The sequence below is a fragment of the Rhodococcus sp. USK13 genome (assembly GCF_018343855.1).
Lineage (GTDB): Bacteria > Actinomycetota > Actinomycetes > Mycobacteriales > Mycobacteriaceae > Rhodococcus_F > Rhodococcus_F oxybenzonivorans.
In genome coordinates, this window is sequence record NZ_CP069242.1 from 2,376,258 (window position 1) to 2,393,086 (window position 16,829).

Genomic DNA, 16,829 nt, shown 5'->3' on the forward strand with positions numbered 1-16,829 from the left:
ATCGATGGTTGAATTCATCGACGAGCATCGATACTCTCCGAAATCGGTAGATCGATGAACGTCGATGAAAGGATTTCGAGATGAGTGCTTTGCCTGTGGTCGTAGTGGGTGCAGGGCCGATCGGCCTCGCCGCCGCCGCCGAATTGCGTGAGCGCGGCCTGACTCCGCTGGTCTTCGAGCGTGGCCCGGTAGCCGGTGCTGCCGTCGCCGAGTGGAATTATGTGCGATTGTTCTCCCGTTGGGGGGAGTTGATCGACCCCGCCGCTCGCCGACTGCTCGAGGCGGCCGGCTGGGCAGCCCCGGACAATGACGCATATCCGACCGGCCAGGACTGGGCCGAGAACTATCTGCAGCCGCTGGCATCCGCGCTCGACGACGTGGTGGAGCTGGGCACCGAGGTGATCGGGGTGGCCCGCCGCGGCCGGGACCGGGTGGTCGACGCCGGCCGCGACACCGAACCACTGTCGGTGCACCTTCGCCGCGCCGACGGCACCGAGGACCGCATCATCGCTCAGGCGGTCATCGACGCCTCTGGAACCTGGGGCGCCCCGAACCCGCTCGGCGGCGAAGGCCTGCCGGCACTCGGCGAGAAGGCTGCCGCCGACCGGATCGAGTACCGGGTCCCGAACCTTGCCGACGCCGCAGTGCGAGCAAGGTATGCGGGCAAACACACCGTCATCGCCGGCAGTGGCCACTCCGCGCTGACCGCGATCGTCGCGTTGGCCAATCTGGAGAAGCAGGCCCCGGGCACCCGCATCAGCTGGGTGTTGCGCCGCGGTGACGTCGGCTCCGCGTTCGGCGGCGGCGAGGACGACCAGCTACCCGCCCGCGGCGCCCTCGGCCTGCGTGCCAAGGCGGCCGTCGATGCCGGACTGTTGCAGGTGGTTCCCGGGTTCCGCACCGCGACAGTCGAACCCGCCGGTGAGCAGGCGGCGTTGGTCTCCGACACGGGGGCCCGCATCGAGAACGTCGACCGGGTGGTGGTGCTCACCGGGTTCCGGCCGGACCTGTCCTGGCTGTCGGAGATCCGACTCGGGCTGGATCCCGTGCTGCAGGCCCCGACCCAGTTGGCGCCGTTGATCGACCCGAACGTGCACTCCTGCGGCACCGTCTACCCGCACGGGGTCGCTGAACTGTCACATCCCGAGCCGAATGTGTTCCTGGCCGGGATGAAGAGCTACGGCCGTGCCCCGACCTTCCTGGCAATGACGGGGTACGAGCAAGTCCGCAGTATCGCCGCCGCCCTGAGCGGGGATCACGACGCCGCGGCCCGAGTCGAGCTGACCCTGCCCGAGACCGGGGTGTGCGGGGGCGCCGGGGTGTTCGACGAACCCGAACCCGCCACCGTGGGTGGCCGCGGCGGCGCACCGACTCCGCAGCTGGTGACTCTGTCTGCCCGTCCGAACGGATAGTCCGTGACCGAGATCGCATCGGGTCGAGCGGAAACATGCAGCTGAGGGGCCCCTAGGTTGACGCCCCGCCATCCACGATCGGTCAACCGAACCGGGAAGGCCGGTGAGCGTCCGCGATCCCCGACATGATGTAGCTATCAGCTACGCTTGTAGCAAACAGCTACACCACATGGGGAGCGAAGCGATGCAAAGCAGTGCGGACAAGGTCACCCGCCTGGCAGCCGACCTGGTAGCCAGCGCCATGGCCGAGGGAGAACGGCAGCACCGCACAGGACGCCAGCAACTCGAACACTGGGCCCGGGTGGGGCGTGCGGTCTCGAGCCGGCAGACCGCGGCTCGCCGCCGAGTAGAAGACGCTCTCGCCGGCCGGGTGCCGATCGGTGAACTCGGCACCGAGGAAGGCACGGTGTTCAACGCCGAGATCAACGCGGCGATCGAGGAACAACTGGCCACCGCCCATTACGGCACCGCGCTCGCGGCCCAGGGAATCACCACCGTCGCGCTGTCCGAGGATGGTCAGATCGTCGAGTACCGTCCCGACGGCACACACGCAGTCCTGCCCGAGTGAAACGTCTCGACCTGGTGGTCGGCTGCAACGGCGCCGGCAAGTCCACCTTCGTGGCGCTCACCCTCTCTCCCCTGCTCCCGGCCCAACCGTTCGTCAATGCCGACGAGATCGCCAAACAACGATGGCCGGAGAATCCGGCTGCCCACTCCTACGACGCGGCAGAGATCGCCGCGAAGACCCGGACGCACCTCCTGGCCCTGGGGAAATCGTTCATCGCCGAGACGGTGTTCTCCCATCCGTCGAAGCTGGAGCTGATCGACGAAGCGCGCACACACGAGTACACCGTCGTCTTGCACGTGGTGATGATTCCCGAGGAGTTAGCGGTCCAGCGTGTGCGCTACCGGGTGCGAGCCGGCGGGCACGATGTGCCCGAAGACAAGATCCGCCAGCGATACCGAAGACTGTGGGGTCTCGTCGCTCAGGCATTCCCACGTTGCGATCATGCGACCGTGTACGACAACAGCTCGATCACAGGCCCGCGCATCGTCGCACAGTTCACCGACGGACACCTCGTCGGCGCAGCCACCTGGCCTGCATGGACACCCGCAGAACTGACCTCGCACACGAGCCGAAGTGAGCAACTATAGGCGCAGCAATAGCCTGGCGGATCCTGTTGCGTCCAACTCTCGGTTGCTTCGTCTGAGGAAGCGGACTTCCACCCACCACCGGGTGGGAGCGCATTCTCCGCGAGAGGACCCTTCCGATGACCACCCACTTGTCCGCCCATCCCGACGCCGGTCACGCCGGGGGTGTGCGATGACCGCCCCCGCTGTCCTCGTCGAGGACCTGCATGTCGCCTACGGCAAAACCTGGGCCCTCGACGGAGTCGACGTCGCTGCCGCGGCCGGGACCACCCTCGGGGTACTCGGCCACAACGGCGCCGGTAAGACCACCTTGATCCGTACTCTGACCACCCTGGTGCGCCCCACCATCGGCCGGGTGGAGGTCGAGGGTCTGGACGTCGTCGCCGACGCTACCGAGGTGCGCCGCCGGATCGGGGTGACGGGCCAATACGCCGGACTCGACGAATTTCTCACCGCCAGAGAGAATCTGGAGCTGATCGGCCGCCTGACCGGGCTGCGCCGCACCGCCGCCCGCGCACGGGCCGACGCGCTGATCGACCGACTCGGGTTGCACGAGTACGCGACTCGGCGGATCGGGGAACTGTCCGGTGGCTCCCGCCGCCGGGTCGACCTGGCCGTCAGCCTCGTCGGATCCCCGTCGGTGCTGTTCCTGGACGAACCGACCACCGGTCTCGACCCGATTGCCCGCGCCGGCCTGTGGGACGTCGTCGACGAGCTGACCATCAGCGGCACCACCGTCGTGCTCACCACCCAGTATCTGGAGGAAGCCGACCGACTCGCCGACCACATCGTGGTCCTGAGCCGGGGTCGCGTCGCCGCCCGCGGCACCCCCGCCGAGCTGAAACGGATCGTCGGCGGCAAGGTCCTGACCGCGACCGTCCCCGCCCACCAACTCGGCAGCCTGCCGTTCATCCCGGACACCGATCACCGTCTCGACGACGGCAGAGTTCGGGTGTCGGTCACCGTCGACGACGCGCCCGCCGCGGCCGAAGTGGTCGCTCACCTGCACCGAGGCGGCGTCGAGGTCACCGACCTGGACGTCACGTCCCCGAGCCTCGACGACGTCTTCACCCACCTCGCCCACACCGGAGCCCACCGATGACCACCATTCGCACCACCACGACGGGGCGGTTCCCGATCGGGGACCAGCTCGCCGCCCTCACCGTCCGCAACCTGCGCACCAGCGCCCGCGTTCCGCAGCTGCTGATGTTCTCGTTGACCATGCCGATGGCGATGCTCGTCCTGTTCAGCCAGGTCTTCCGCAGCGTCGCCGCCGGGCCGGGCTTTCCACCCGGGGTCAGCTACATCGTTTTCCTCACCCCGGCCATGCTAGCCGTGTCCACCGTGATGGCCGGCACGAATGCCGGAGTGTCTGCGGCGATCGATCACACCAACGGCCTGCACGATCGCTTCGCGGCCCTGCCGATGCGCGCGGTGTTGCCGGGGGTGGCCCGCACCGTCAACGAGGCGGTCTTCACTCTCGCCCGGGCCGCGCTGCTCGGGATCGCCGCGGTCGCTTTGGGATTCGAGTTCTACGGCACCGCGCTCGATGCCGCCGCCGCGGTCGTCGTGCTGGTGGTGCTGGCCGGGGCGATGAGCGCCTTGTTCGGGCTCATCGGGGACCGGCTCCGCCGCCCGGATGTGGTGCAGTTCGCCGGAATGATGGTGATGATGCCGCTGATGTTCATCTCGAGTGCCTTCGCGCCGATCGAGACCATGCCCGGCTGGATGCAGGCTATGGCGACGGTCAATCCGGTCGCGCACGCCACCGACGCGCTGCGCGGGCACGTGCTCGGCGCCGCGACCCTCGGTGACACCGCTGCAGCCCTGGTCGCGGCGATCGGGTTGTGGGCGGTGGTCACCGCCGTCCCGATTCTCACCCGCCTGGTTCGGTCAGCGCGCGCCCGCTGAACGAAGACTTACCCGCCCCGCCCTTTCCCTTCCGCAGGGAAAGGGCGGGGCGGGTTCGTCATGTGCACTGCTGGTCCGGAGCCGGGCACTCTTCTTGCCCCCACCCTGCGAGAGGGTAGGGGCAAGTTCGGGGGTGCTGGAATCAGCGGATACGCCCGAGCGGGGCGACGACAGCGCTCATGCGGCGGCGCCGAGCAGATGCAGTTCCTCCGCCACGATCAGATCGACCTCTTCACTGGTCAGACCCGAAAACAAATGTGTGGTCAGCATCGCTCTCACCTCCTCACCCGCTTCAACTGGTACGTCGAAGCGGAGAACCCGTCATCGACATCGACACCCATACAGACGAGGAACCTGGCTTTCGGACGCACGATGCGTCCGAAGGCGATGACTGTCGTCCGTACCTGAAAGATGACTCAGAGGGTCGTCACCGCGCCGTCAGGCGAGGATGCTGGAGACGGAGAGGAACCGGAACATCATGAGCGAGGACACTTCCACCACGACGACATCCCAGGCGCCGGCTGATCTGGACCAGCTCTGGCGCCGCTTCTCGAGCGACTTGCGGGCCTTCATCGCCCGCCGGGTCTCGCGTCCCGAGGACGCCGACGACATTCTGTCGATCGTGTTTCTGCGGATGGCCAAGAGTCTGGACAATTTACGGGAGCAGGACCGTCTCCTCGGATGGATGTATGCCATCACCCGTAACGCGATTACTGACTACTACCGGTCGGCGCCTCATCGGCGGGAACTCGCCGTCGACGCCGTCCCGGACAACCCACTCGCCGGCGAACCCGATCCCGACGAGGCGGCGGCGAAAGAGCTCGCCTCGTGCCTGGTGCCGATGCTCTCCGGGCTGCCCGCCGAGCAGGCTGCGGCGGTGAAGATGGTCGACCTCGACGCCCGAACCCATGCCGCTGCGGCCAGCGAGGCGGGAATTTCGGTGTCCGGGATGAAGTCCCGGGTCCAGCGCGGCCGTGCAACTCTTCAAGCTCGGCTGCACGCTTGCTGTCAGATCAGCCAGGACCGCACCGGTCACGTACACGACTACCAGCCGCGCGGCGGAGCCTGCGCCTGCGGAACCACGCCACCGGACGATCAGTAGGCCTGCAATCCAGTGGGTCAACTCCGGTCATCCGCGCATCACCACGCACAGACAGCGGTGCGGTGCGAGCCCACTTTCGCTCGCACCGCACCGCCGTGTCGACTGGTCGAGAGCTATTGGCAGCCGCATCCGCCACCGGCCGTCGCCGCCGGACCACAGCACGTCGACTTCTCGCTCTGATCACAGCAGGTGGTCTGCCGTTCGGTGCTGCAGCACGTCGGTGCGGCAGCCTGGGATGGTGCGTCCGTCCGATCCGTCGTCGGGGTCTCGAACTCGTTGGTGCCCGTCATGGTGACTCCTTGATCCGTAGGGATGGGTACCAGATCAGACGGAGCAGGACGAGAAAGGACGCAACGCTGCCACGACGGTGGCGTCGGACGGGTGCGCTACTTCGCGGTGTCCAGGCGGAAGATGTTGGTGAAGAAATCCTTGATGGCCTGAATCTTCTCGTTGGTCAATTCGATGGCGTGGCGACGTGATTCTTCGAGTGCAGTAGACATGGGAAATTCCTTTCACAAGACGGGCACGGTCTGACGATCGACATTGTGCAGTTCGTCGGTGACATCCAGATGACGAGACGATGGCATCGGTGTAGATTCGTCGGCTCACCAATCGGCAAGCGTCCGAGTGAGTTCGGGGCGCCTGGTCGGCTACATTGGCCCGATGACGACGAGCAGCCCAGGTAGCCGGGTCGAGATCACTTACTGCACGCAGTGCCAGTGGTTGTTACGCGCAGCATGGATGGCGCAGGAACTTCTCGGCACCTTCGGACAAGACCTCGGCGAAGTCGCGCTCGTACCCGGCACGGGCGGAATCTTCCGTATCGCCGTGGACGGTGAACTCATCTGGGACCGCAAGGAGAAAAGCGGATTCCCCGAGATCACCGTCCTGAAGCAACTGGTCCGTGACCGGGTGGCTCCCGACCGCCACCTCGGGCACAGCGACCGCGCCGAAACCTGACCGGTCAGATTCCCAGCGACTCCTCGAGGACGCGCAACTCGTGGCCGAGCCGGGCCGGAATCGACTTCAGGTCGGGCACCGCGCTGCGGCAACCGGTGACTCCGAAGGAGATGGTGTCGTCGTTGCTCGTGCAGGTGATGTTCAGCGCCTGACCGTCCACCGGAATGGACAGCGGGTAAATGGCGTCGAGCCGTGCACCGTTCCAGTACAGCGGGGAGCTGGGCCCGGGAACGTTCGAGATGATGAGGTTGAACGGCGGACGCAGCCGCGAGTTGTGCCCGAAGAGCATGCTCGCACCGACCGGCGCCGCACCGACAGCGCTCATCGCCAGGATCTGGGTGGCGCTCATCGACTCCAGCGCCTCTTTGCCTTCGCACATGCTGGTGCGAATCGTGTCCAACCGATCCGCGGCATCCGGCTGGTGCGTGCCGAGGTTGCACATGAGGACACCGATGTTGTTCCCCGTCGCCGCCTGGCGTTGGTTCTGCAGGGACACCGGCACCATCGCGACCAGGGGTTCCGCCGGGAGCGCGTCGTGATCCTCGAGGTAGCTGCGCAGCGCACCCGATGACATCGCGAGGACGACGTCGTTGATGGTGGAGTCGGACAGTTTCGCCACCAGGCGCAGGCGTTCGAGCGGCCACGACTGGGCAGCGAACTGGCGTGCACCGGTGATCGGAACGTTGAAGGGAGTTCTCGGAGCGGACAGGGCGAGCGGACCACCCTTGTCCCGGAACGCCCGAGTGATCGTTCCGGCGAGTGCGGGAACGAGTCCGGCAACGTCTCCGGCGGTGTCGCGCGCGGTGCGCAGCGTAGCGCCGGCAAGGTTGGAGAGGCTGAATCCGCCCGAAGACTGCGCGCGGGGCGGTCGTGTGTGTGCCCGCTCCCACGGAGCGGGCATATCGCGCTCCTCGGAGTTTTCACTGAGCGCGTTGCGCAGCATCTTCATCGCGGTGACGCCGTCGGCCACCGAGTGATGGATCTTGGTGTAGACAGCGAAGCGTCCGTCGCTCAAGCCCTCGATGAGGTGCATCTCCCACAACGGCCGGCTCCGGTCGAGGAGCGATTCGTGCAACCGCGAGCACAGCGCCATCAACTCGGCCTCGGTGCCCGGAGCGGGCAGGGCGTCGTGGCGGATGTGGTGCTCGAGGTCGAGTTCGTCGACCGTCTCCCAGCTCCACTGACCGAACGAGGACAGGGACCGGCGGGCACGCTTGGCCAGTTTCGGGGCAATTGTCCCGGTGCTTTCGGCGAGCGCGCGGTCGAGCAGGGCGCGGATGTCGTGCGTGTCGGCACCCTCCGGCGGCTGGAAGATTTCGACACCGCCGACATGCATTGGATGCTCGCGAGACTCGCCGAGGAGGAACATCGAGTCGAGAGGTGACATGGGGAGCGGCATCTATTGCCCTTTCCATCCCGGGGACGGTTTCCCGGATCGCGGGAGGTTTCGTCTCTGGTTTGAGGTGACGGCGGGGACGGTGGCCACCCTTGTCGGGCGCCACCACTAAATAACTAATCGATATGGGACGGGTCACGAATCAGTGACGCTGGTATTTGTACCAGGTTTTCGGTGAGCCATGCCACTAGACAAGCGTCCAACTCCAGGTGGCTGCGCGGGGTATGTGACACCCACGTGAACACGCGAAAATTGTGCACTCAGTGCGGAATTCGATTGAGTGTGCCCTGGCTAGAGTCGAAAGTCCCATATCAGCGACAATCGCGGCATGGACAAGCAGTGGGCGGTAGTGAAACACGTGTCGTTCGAGGGGCCGGGATTGGTTGGGGCCCTTTTGAAGAACCGCGGGATTTCTTACGTCGAGTACCCGATGTATCGCGCCTTCGAACTTCCCGCCGCCGCCGACATCGGCGGTCTCGTGGTGATGGGCGGTCCGATGGGTGCGTTGGACGATGTTACCCACCCGCAACTTCCGCGAGAGCGAAAATTCATCCGGGATTCAGTCGCCGCCGGGCTCCCGGTGCTCGGAATTTGCCTCGGCGCCCAACTTCTCGCCGCTGCCTTCGGCGGTGAAGTTCGGACCGGTCCGGTCCCGGAGCACGGTGCCGGACTGGTGACGGTGACCGACGAGGGCGCCCGCGATCCCGTGTTCGGTTCGGCCGGAAGTCAGTTTGCCGTCGTTCACTGGCACAACGACACCTTCGATCTTCCGGAGGGGGCGACACGGCTCGCGAGTAGTGACGCCTACGAGAACCAGGCCTTCAGGCTCGGTCGCCGCGCATACGGGTTGCAGTTCCATGTGGAGCTGACGCGCGAGCACCTATCGGTGATGCAGAACCACATGCCCGCGGGCACGGCACCGTCCGGAGAGCATATGGACGAAGTGGCTGCCGTCGGGCGAGTGGTGATCGGCGCGTTCCTGGACCTCGCCGAGAGCTGAGAAGAAACACTTTCCGGTTCACCGATGAGTTTCGAGGACGACGGCAGTCTGTATCGATGACCTTCCGCTGGGGAAGGACTTCGAGAAGGAGATTGCGATGTCCCGGATGCTCTTCGTCAACCTGCCGATCAAGAATCTCGACGCCACCAAGAAGTTCTTCGGTGATCTCGGGTTCGAGTTCAATGCCACTTTCAGCGACGATTCGTGCGCCGCGATGGTGATCAACGAATCCACGTCGGTGATGTTGCTCGTCGAGCCGAAGTTCCGGGACTTCATCGAGGTCGACATCTGCGACACCTCGAAAGCGGTCGAGGCCCTCTTGTGCATCTCGGCCGAAAGCCGCGAGGAGGTCGACGCCCTGGTGGACAAGGCCCTCGCCGCAGGCGGAAGTGCATGGGGCAAGTTGCAGGACGAGGGCTTCATGTACGGCCGGGCGTTCCGCGACCTCGACGGTCACGTCTGGGAGGTCATGTGGATGGATCCGACGGCCGTACCCGCGTAAGGATCAGGTCGGTGGAGTCTGCGGCAGCCCGAACTTCTCGAACAGGTCGAGATCAAAGAAGCAGACGACGTGCGCGACTCCACCGGCCGTGACGTCGAGGACGTGGAGCTGGAACGGCCGGTGCACGCCGTCCTCGCCTCGCATGTAGAGGCCGAAGGCGGGCTGGCCGTTCGCCCACGAGGGGAGCAGGCGCATGTCGCCGGCGCGTTGCGCCGGACAGTTGTTGCTGATGAGCCGGCCGATGTTCTCACCACCGAGGTACCAGCCGTCGAAGGGCGGCATCTCCCACACGGCGTCCTTGGTGAAGATCTCCACGATCGCCTCGACGTCGTAGTTCTCGAAGGCCGTGACGTACCGCTCGAGGAGGGCCTTTTCCTCCGGGGATTCCGGTTCGACGAGGGTGTCGGTGGTGGGCATGGCCAGTTCGAGCTGCGCGCGGGCCCGTTGCAGCAGGCTGTTGACCGCGGGAGTCGTGCTGTCGAGAGCCGCGGCGACCTCGGACGCCTTCCACTGCAGCACGTCGCGCAGAACCAGGACGGCGCGCTGGCGGGGAGGCAGGTGCTGCAGGGCGGCGATGAACGCCAGCCGCACCGATTCGCGGGAGGTGACGATGTTCGCGGGGTCGCTTGCGTCGTCGTACACGGTATCGGGAATCGGCTCGAGCCAGGGCACCTCGTGTCGTTGTACCAGCTCGGCAGTGGGATCCGAATCGGGCGCACCCAGCCCGCTGGGCAGGGGTCGCATGGACCGGCTCTGCAAGGCCGTCAAGCAGGTGTTGGTGGCGATCCGGTAGAGCCAGGTGCGCAGCGACGACTGCTGCTTGTAGCCCCCGTACCCGCGCCACGCGCGGATGAACGTCTCCTGCATCTGGTCTTCGGCATCGTGGAGTGAGCCCATCATGCGGTAGCAATGGGCCAGTAACTCACGTCGATAAGGGTCGGCGAGGGCGAGGAAATCCTCGTCGAGCGACTGCGCGGCCGTCATAGTGGGCAGCTTACTGCTGCCCACCGACGAGTGTCGGCACTCGCGCGCACCGACCCGATGTTCAGCCCCAGTTCACCATCGGCTCTCCCGTCTCGAGGAGTGTCTTCAATCCGCTCAGGACCTCGTTCCAGCCGCCACCGGCGCCTTCCGCTTCGTGCTCGCCCGCGACCATCCGTGCCATCTGCGGGGCGTTGGTGAGATCATGCGTCACAGTCAATTTCGTGACTCCGGGTCGACTCGACGGCGCAATGTCGTAGGTGAGAGTGGTGAATCCTTCGATGTTGTCGGGGTCCATCAGCATGCGCCACGTCTGGACGAGCTTCTTCGGCGGATCGCACTCGAGCACCTCGCCGTCGACGACGACGTCGGGCACCCCGGGGTGGGCCTTCATCTCATCGCTGGCGCGCGACTCGTACTTGCCTCCGGGCCGGAGGTCGTAATGCACGTGTCCGCCGTACCCGTACCTCTCCGACCACTCCGGCTTGGTGACGGCCTCCCAGATCGCCTCGGGCGTTGCCTTGATGTACACGGCGTAAACCTGCACGAGTTCAGTCATTTCTCTTCCTCCAGATCGGCTTTCAGCTGAGCGAGCGCCGCGGCATGGTGCTCGGTGTACTTGTCGATCCACCTCTGGTGGATCAGCTGGATCGGCACGGGGTTGAGATAATGCAGCTTTTCCCGGCCGGCACGACGCGTGACCACCAGGCCCGCGTCTTCGAGTACGCGCAGATGCTTCATGACCCCGAACCGGGTCATCTCGACCTGCGACTCGAGTTCGGTCAGCGTCTGACCGTCATGGGCGAACAATCGATCGAGGATCAGGCGGCGCGTCGGATCGGCCAGCGCCTTGAAGACGTGATCGTCGTCCATGGGTCCACGATAGGTGACCATATGGTCACATGTCAACGAATTCGCGTCCAGTTCACCTCGGTGACACGGTGCGACGCCGAAGTCGGACATGTTCGCTCCCTAGCGTCCGGATGTCCCGTTGGCATGCATGGAGGTAACAGACAGTGACCACAGCACCACTCAATCGCCGCGGCTTCCTCGGCCGGACCGCGCTGACCGGCTTGGGCGTGGCGCTCGCCGGTAGTGTCGAGGCCTTCGTCCGACCTGCTGTGGCGTCCGCGGTGCCCGGTCGGGCGATCGGCTACGGGCCGCTGATTCCCGACCCGAACAGAATTCTCGCGCTCCCGGCCGGCTTCTCGTACACGGTGGTGTCCCGATCGGGCGACACCAGGTTGGACAGCGGTGAGTCCGTGCCCAGCGACTTCGACGCCAACGGAGTGTTCGCCCGGCAAGGTGGGGGATCCACTGTGGTCAGCAACCACGAGATCGGCAAGGACGAGCCGTTCGGCGTGCCCGCAGTCGAGGGGCTCACCTACGACACGGGTGCGCGCGGCGGTACCACCACCACAACGGTGGACGCGGAAGGGAAGTGGCTGGGTCAGTACGTGAGTGTGGCGGGGACGGTGAATAACTGCGCCGGCGGGATCACGCCGTGGGGCACATGGCTGACCTGCGAGGAAACCGAGGCCCGCGCAGGAACGGGCGGATTTCTCCTCGACCACGGGTACGTCTTCGAGGTCGATCCGGCCGGACAGGACGCCAACCGAGGCAAAAGCCCGGTGCCCTACAAATTCCTGGGCCGGTACGCACACGAGGCAGTCGTCGTCGATCCGGCGACCAATGCCATTTACCTGACCGAGGATGCCTCCGGTCCGAACGGCCTGTACTACCGGTGGACGCCGCCGCAGGGTTTCCGCGGGGGACCCGGCGCGCTCCGCGGACTAGCGCAGTCGTCGGGCGGGGATACCGCAGGCGCACTACAGGCCATGGCGTGCTTCCAGGACGGCGTCCACGTACGCGACCTGTCGCAGGCGACGGAACCCGGTGTCCGGTACGCGGTGCAGTGGGTGGACGTGCCCGACCGTGACGCCAAGAGCACCCCGGTGCGCAAGCAGTTCACCGACGACCAGGTGACGCGCAGCCGAAAGTTGGAGGGGCAGTGGTGGGGTGACGGTGGCGCCTACTTCGTCGCCAGCTTCGCGCGTACCGGGGACGGCAGTGCCGCCGAGCACGACGGCCAGGTCTGGTTCTACGACCCGGCGACCGAGACCATCACGCTGAAGACGTTGTTCGGCGTCAACCCGGACCCGGCCGTGGACACCGGAAACTACGACGGCCCCGACAACATCACCGTGTCACCGCACGGCGGTGTCATCCTCGCCGAGGACGGCGACGGCATCAGCCATCTGGTGGGGGTCACGGCGGAGGGTGAGCCGTTTGCGCTGGCCCGTAATGAATTGAACGACAGCGAGTTCTGCGGTCCGTCGTTCAGTGCGGACGGGAAGACGCTGTTCGCGAGCATTCAGTCGCCCGGGCTGCTTCTGGCGATCCGTGGTCCGTGGCGCCGCCCCGTGCTGTGAGTACTTGTTAACAGCGGGGTGTTAACAAGTACTCAGTGATACTGGAGCAGTCCGGCCGGTACGAGATCTGACTCGCAAGTACTCCGACGTCCACCGCGGACTGTCTTTGCTGTGATGTGTCGGCCTCGTATCGACCGGACCAGCCCCCGTGCCTGATACGGGCCGGCCGGGCGGGTGTGACCTGATAGGAGCCTGACGCGACCAAGTCCCATCACTGTGTTGTCCACCCAGCCTCGACCGGCACGTGGCCACCGCGATGAAGGGATGACCTGTGTCCAGCATGACCGATATTTCCACCGCTGTCAGCCTCGAGATCTTCGTCGGGGTCGACACCCACAAAGACACCCACCACGCCGCGATCATCGATCACCTCGGCCGCCCGGTCGCGGATCACCAGTTCGACGCCACCCCGGCCGGGTACCGGAAACTGTTGTCCTTCATCACCGATGCCGGAGTCATCGCCTCGGTCGGGATCGAGGGCACCGGCACCTACGGGGCCGGCCTGACCCGGGTGCTCACCGAGGCCGGGTTGCCGGTGGTCGAGGTCGACAAACCCGACCGCCGCGCCCGACGCGCCCGCGGCAAGTCCGATCCGGTCGACGCCTACGCCGCCGCCACCGCAGCCCTGTCCGGGCGAGCGACCACCATCCCCAAGACCCGTGACGGCGACAGCGAGGCCCTGCGCTTCCTCTCCCGGACCCGCGCATTGGCGGTCAAGGCCCGTGCCGAGGCGTTGACCGCCCTGCGCTCGATGATCGTCGCCGCACCCGAACCACTACGCGGACAACTCCGGCACCTGACCCGCACCGACCTGATCGGCACCTGCGCCGGCCTGCGTCCCGACCCGGTCGCCGCCGGCGGCATCCTCGCCGCAACCAAGACCGCACTCCGCTCGACCGCCCGCCGCATCACCGCGTTGAGCGAGGAGATCAACGCCCTCGACACCGACCTCGCAGTGCTGACCCGACGCGCGGCACCCGCACTGCTCGCCGCGCCCGGCATCGGGATCGTCACCGCCGCCGAACTGCTGATCTGCGTCGGCGACAACCCCGACCGGCTCCGCTCGGAAGCCGCCTTCGCCACCAGCTGCGGTGTCGCACCCCTGCCAGCCTCCTCCGGCAAGATCTGCCGGCACCGGCTCAACCGTGGCGGGAACCGGCAGGCGAACCGGGCCCTGCACACCATCGTGATCAGCCGCCTCAAAACCGACACCCGCACCCGCGACTACATGGCCCGCCGCACCGAGGAAGGCAAAACCAAACGCGAGATCATCCGCTGCCTCAAACGCTACGTCGCCCGCGAAATCTACCGAGTCCTACACCCCACCCAAGTTGACTCCTCATAGGAGCATCACAGGGGGTCATTCAGCGGAGGAGAACGCCGTTGCCGGTGTCCGTGACCGGGGTGCCGCCGAGCACGCCGGCCACCTGGTCTTCGCTGAGTCCGAGGTCGCGCAGGCGATCCCAGACCGCATCGAATTCGATGAGCTTGGCGTTGAGATCGTTTCGGAGGCGGTTCACCTCGTCACGAATCTTTTCGGCCTCGTCGATTGCTTCGAGGGTCTGCTCGGGCTGAGGCAGGAGCAGGGAAAGGAGCCGGTCACGAGCGTCCGCGCTGAGGCCTGCGAACGGTTGCTGGTCGGCGGGCGCCTCGTGCCTGCCTCCGCGGGAATCGGCGGACGGGATCGGCGTGGTATCCGACTCCGATGCCCGGTCGGCCGCCATGGCGTAGTCCGGTTCCTGCACCGGATCCTGGTCGCTCGACAGGTCGATGGTGCGACGCAGCGGGCGGTTGGGCAGCAGGATGACGGCGAGCAGGGTGACGAGGGCGACGAGTGCGGCGATGAGGAAGATCCGGCCGGTCGCGTCTCCGTATGCAGCACGAATGACGCTCTGCACGGGTGCGGGCATGGACGTGAGGTCCAGGCTGCCGCCACCGCTGCTCGACCCGGCCGGGATGCCGAGCTTGGCGAATCCGTCGGCAGAGAGGTCCGAGACCCGTGTCGCCAGGACCGAACCGAGAACCGAGACGCCGATGGCGCCACCGAAGGTTCGGAAGAAGGCGACCGAACTCGAGGCCGCACCGATGTTCTGGACGCTGACAGTGTTCTGCACGGCGAGCACCAGGTTCTGCATCAGCATGCCCATGCCCAGACCAATGATGGCAATGTAGAGGCTGACGAGGGTCAGGCTCGTCTCGTGATCGAGGGTGCTCAGCAGCCCGAAACCGATGATCATCAATACGGCGCCGCCGACGACGAACGACTTCCACTTCCCGAACCGGGTGATGAGCTGCCCGGAGCCGACCGTGCCGATGAGCATCCCGGCGACCATCGGAATGGTGAGGACGCCGGCCATCGTGGGGGTGTAGCCCCGCGAGGTCTGGAAGTACTGCCCGAGGAAGGTGGTGGAACCGAACATTCCGACACCGACGGCGACGGACGCGATGATCGCGAGGCCGGTGGTCCGCTCGGTGACGATCTTCAGCGGAATGATGGGAGCCTTCGCCTTGGCTTCGACCAGGACGGTTGCCACGAGGAGGAGCACACCGGTGCCGACGTACAGCGCCGTCTCGCGGGAGAACCACTCGTAGTAGCCGGCCTTACCTGCGAACGACACCCAGATGAGCAGGATGGACACGCCCGCGGTGAGCAGCAGCGCTCCGAGCCAGTCGATAGAGACGTCGTCCTTCTTCTCCGTCGGGAGGTGCAGTGTGCGCTGCAGCAGGAACAGTGCGACGACGGCGAGCGGGACGCAGACGAAAAACGTCCAGCGCCAGCCGAGGGGGCTGTCGACGATGACTCCGCCGAGGATCGGGCCGCCCGACATCGAGACCGCCATGACGGCACCCATGTAGCCGGAGTACCGGCCGCGCTCGCGGGGCGAGACGATGGTGCCGATGATGGCGACGACGAGCGCGGTCAGACCGCCCATGCCGACGCCCTGGATGACCCGTGCGGTCAGCAGTAGCGGCACGTTGTGCGCGAATCCGGCGATCACCGAACCGATGACGAAGATGACGATCGCGCTCTGGACCAGGACCTTCTTGTTGAACAGGTCGGAGAGCTTGCCCCAAATGGGCGTCGAGGCGGCGTTGGCCAGCAACGCGCTGGTGATGACCCAGGCGTACGCGGTCTGCGTCCCTTTCAGATCACCGATGATCGTCGGCAGGGCGGTGGAGACGATAGTGGTGCTCAGCAACGCCGTGAAGAGGGCTGCGAGCAGGCCGGTGAGGGCTTCGAGAATCTGACGGTGGCTCATGGCCTGCGGTTCGCCGACCGGCGTGCGGATATCTGTTTCGGTCATACGCTTTGTGTTCCAATCGGGTTCGAGCTCGAGACGATCCGGTGCTCGGCATCGAAGAGTGTTTCCTTCAGATGCCGGATCGAGTCGAGGGCCGTGGCTGCCTCGGTTTCGTTCCATCCGGTCAGCATTTTTTGCATGCGTGCGGCGCGTCGTGTCCGTACGTGTTTCACGTACGCCGAGCCGTCGTCCGACACGCGTATTCGGAAGGCACGTCCGTCCGCAGGGTCCGGATGCCGGGTGACGTACCCGGCGTCGACCAGATCGGTGATCTGGCGACTGAGGGAAGACTGACTGACGCACATTTCCGTGGCCAGTTCGTTCTGCCGGCATTCACCCCTCCCGGCCAGGACGAGGAGAACTCCTGTCAGGGCGCGGGGGAGGTGGTCGTCGGCTTCCGACGCCAGGGCATCACGAAGCACCCGACCGAAGAGGAACACCTCGTCGATCAGAGCTTCGGTCGTGCCGAGCGAAACGGACGACACGGAAGACGCGGATGGCGTGGACATGGCAACAACCCCTGAGGACGAGTTACTTTCTGCATGCAACTATATACATCGTTACCCCAAGCAAGTAACTGATTTCGCTGTCTTTCGCGTCACAGAGCGTTGGACGAGGTGTTTCTGTGTCTCGTGGCCGATGACATTTCGAGACGGACGACCTCAACCTGATGCCACTT

At 65.8% G+C, this 16,829-nt stretch carries 18 protein-coding genes; 11 read left to right on the top strand and 7 right to left on the bottom strand.

Annotated elements, in window-relative coordinates; all coding sequences use genetic code 11:
- The first annotated feature begins 80 nt into the window (after nucleotides 1-80).
- The 6 genes from JQT59_RS13585 to JQT59_RS13610 all read left to right on the top strand — a co-directional run bounded on the left by JQT59_RS13585 (nucleotide 81) and on the right by JQT59_RS13610 (nucleotide 5,577).
- Entirely contained in the window at nucleotides 81-1,412 is a 1,332-nt protein-coding gene (locus tag JQT59_RS13585) for an NAD(P)-binding domain-containing protein (RefSeq protein WP_213576570.1), read from the top strand.
- A gap of 184 nt (nucleotides 1,413-1,596) precedes the next feature.
- On the top strand, nucleotides 1,597-1,980 hold the full coding sequence (locus tag JQT59_RS13590; protein ID WP_213576571.1) for a TA system antitoxin ParD family protein: 384 nt from the start codon (nucleotides 1,597-1,599) through the stop codon (nucleotides 1,978-1,980).
- Nucleotides 1,977-2,567, top strand: coding sequence for an ATPase (locus JQT59_RS13595; RefSeq protein WP_213576572.1), 591 nt, complete (start codon nucleotides 1,977-1,979; stop codon nucleotides 2,565-2,567). Before JQT59_RS13590 ends, JQT59_RS13595 begins: the two co-directional genes overlap by 4 nt.
- 169 nt (nucleotides 2,568-2,736) lie before the next feature.
- A complete protein-coding gene (locus JQT59_RS13600) occupies nucleotides 2,737-3,666 on the top strand; it encodes an ATP-binding cassette domain-containing protein (protein ID WP_213576573.1) in 930 nt (309 codons plus the stop codon).
- Complete coding sequence (locus tag JQT59_RS13605) at nucleotides 3,663-4,475, top strand: ABC transporter permease (RefSeq protein WP_213576574.1); 813 nt, start codon at nucleotides 3,663-3,665, stop codon at nucleotides 4,473-4,475. Before JQT59_RS13600 ends, JQT59_RS13605 begins: the two co-directional genes overlap by 4 nt.
- 478 nt (nucleotides 4,476-4,953) lie before the next feature.
- Nucleotides 4,954-5,577 (top strand): sigma-70 family RNA polymerase sigma factor, encoded by a 624-nt coding sequence (locus JQT59_RS13610; protein WP_213576575.1) that lies wholly within the window; start codon nucleotides 4,954-4,956, stop codon nucleotides 5,575-5,577.
- Nucleotides 5,578-5,690: 113 nt separating this feature from the next.
- On the opposite strand, the gene JQT59_RS13615 is transcribed toward JQT59_RS13610, so the two are convergent.
- The gene (locus tag JQT59_RS13615) at nucleotides 5,691-5,867 is read right to left on the bottom strand and encodes a hypothetical protein (protein ID WP_162603283.1); all 177 of its coding nucleotides are present in this window, start codon (nucleotides 5,865-5,867) and stop codon (nucleotides 5,691-5,693) included.
- A gap of 373 nt (nucleotides 5,868-6,240) precedes the next feature.
- On the opposite strand from JQT59_RS13615, the gene JQT59_RS13620 reads away from it, so the two are divergent.
- Complete coding sequence (locus JQT59_RS13620) at nucleotides 6,241-6,537, top strand: Rdx family protein (RefSeq protein ID WP_213576576.1); 297 nt, start codon at nucleotides 6,241-6,243, stop codon at nucleotides 6,535-6,537.
- A 4-nt stretch (nucleotides 6,538-6,541) separates the two neighbouring features.
- Here JQT59_RS13620 and JQT59_RS13625 read toward each other — a convergent pair whose 3' ends face one another.
- Nucleotides 6,542-7,936, bottom strand: a complete 1,395-nt coding sequence (locus JQT59_RS13625; RefSeq protein WP_213576577.1) for a WS/DGAT/MGAT family O-acyltransferase — start codon at nucleotides 7,934-7,936, stop codon at nucleotides 6,542-6,544.
- Between the two features lie 325 nt (nucleotides 7,937-8,261).
- On the opposite strand from JQT59_RS13625, the gene JQT59_RS13630 reads away from it, so the two are divergent.
- Nucleotides 8,262-8,933 carry a type 1 glutamine amidotransferase gene (locus tag JQT59_RS13630; RefSeq protein WP_213576578.1) on the top strand — a complete coding sequence of 224 codons (672 nt, stop codon included), beginning with the start codon at nucleotides 8,262-8,264 and terminating at the stop codon, nucleotides 8,931-8,933.
- A gap of 97 nt (nucleotides 8,934-9,030) precedes the next feature.
- Nucleotides 9,031-9,435 (top strand): VOC family protein, encoded by a 405-nt coding sequence (locus JQT59_RS13635; protein WP_109332955.1) that lies wholly within the window; start codon nucleotides 9,031-9,033, stop codon nucleotides 9,433-9,435.
- 3 nt (nucleotides 9,436-9,438) lie between these two features.
- Here JQT59_RS13635 and JQT59_RS13640 read toward each other — a convergent pair whose 3' ends face one another.
- The 3 genes from JQT59_RS13640 to JQT59_RS13650 all read right to left on the bottom strand — a co-directional run bounded on the left by JQT59_RS13640 (nucleotide 9,439) and on the right by JQT59_RS13650 (nucleotide 11,289).
- On the bottom strand, nucleotides 9,439-10,419 hold the full coding sequence (locus JQT59_RS13640; protein WP_213576579.1) for a sigma-70 family RNA polymerase sigma factor: 981 nt from the start codon (nucleotides 10,417-10,419) through the stop codon (nucleotides 9,439-9,441).
- Nucleotides 10,420-10,480: 61 nt separating this feature from the next.
- Nucleotides 10,481-10,975 (bottom strand): SRPBCC family protein, encoded by a 495-nt coding sequence (locus tag JQT59_RS13645; protein WP_213576580.1) that lies wholly within the window; start codon nucleotides 10,973-10,975, stop codon nucleotides 10,481-10,483.
- A complete protein-coding gene (locus JQT59_RS13650; protein WP_213576581.1) occupies nucleotides 10,972-11,289 on the bottom strand; it encodes an ArsR/SmtB family transcription factor in 318 nt (105 codons plus the stop codon). The genes JQT59_RS13645 and JQT59_RS13650 overlap by 4 nt, the downstream gene beginning before the upstream one ends.
- 143 nt (nucleotides 11,290-11,432) lie before the next feature.
- On the opposite strand from JQT59_RS13650, the gene JQT59_RS13655 reads away from it, so the two are divergent.
- Both JQT59_RS13655 and JQT59_RS13660 read left to right on the top strand, forming a co-directional pair.
- A complete protein-coding gene (locus tag JQT59_RS13655) occupies nucleotides 11,433-12,848 on the top strand; it encodes an alkaline phosphatase PhoX (protein WP_213576582.1) in 1,416 nt (471 codons plus the stop codon).
- Between the two features lie 280 nt (nucleotides 12,849-13,128).
- Complete coding sequence (locus JQT59_RS13660; protein WP_213573165.1) at nucleotides 13,129-14,193, top strand: IS110 family RNA-guided transposase; 1,065 nt, start codon at nucleotides 13,129-13,131, stop codon at nucleotides 14,191-14,193.
- 19 nt (nucleotides 14,194-14,212) lie between these two features.
- Here the strand turns inward: JQT59_RS13660 and JQT59_RS13665 are convergent, their stop codons facing one another.
- Nucleotides 14,213-16,153: an MDR family MFS transporter gene (locus JQT59_RS13665; protein WP_397517720.1), complete on the bottom strand. Its 1,941-nt coding sequence runs from the start codon at nucleotides 16,151-16,153 to the stop codon at nucleotides 14,213-14,215.
- The gene (locus JQT59_RS13670; RefSeq protein WP_213576583.1) at nucleotides 16,150-16,659 is read right to left on the bottom strand and encodes a MarR family winged helix-turn-helix transcriptional regulator; all 510 of its coding nucleotides are present in this window, start codon (nucleotides 16,657-16,659) and stop codon (nucleotides 16,150-16,152) included. Before JQT59_RS13670 ends, JQT59_RS13665 begins: the two co-directional genes overlap by 4 nt.
- Nucleotides 16,660-16,829 lie beyond the last annotated feature (170 nt).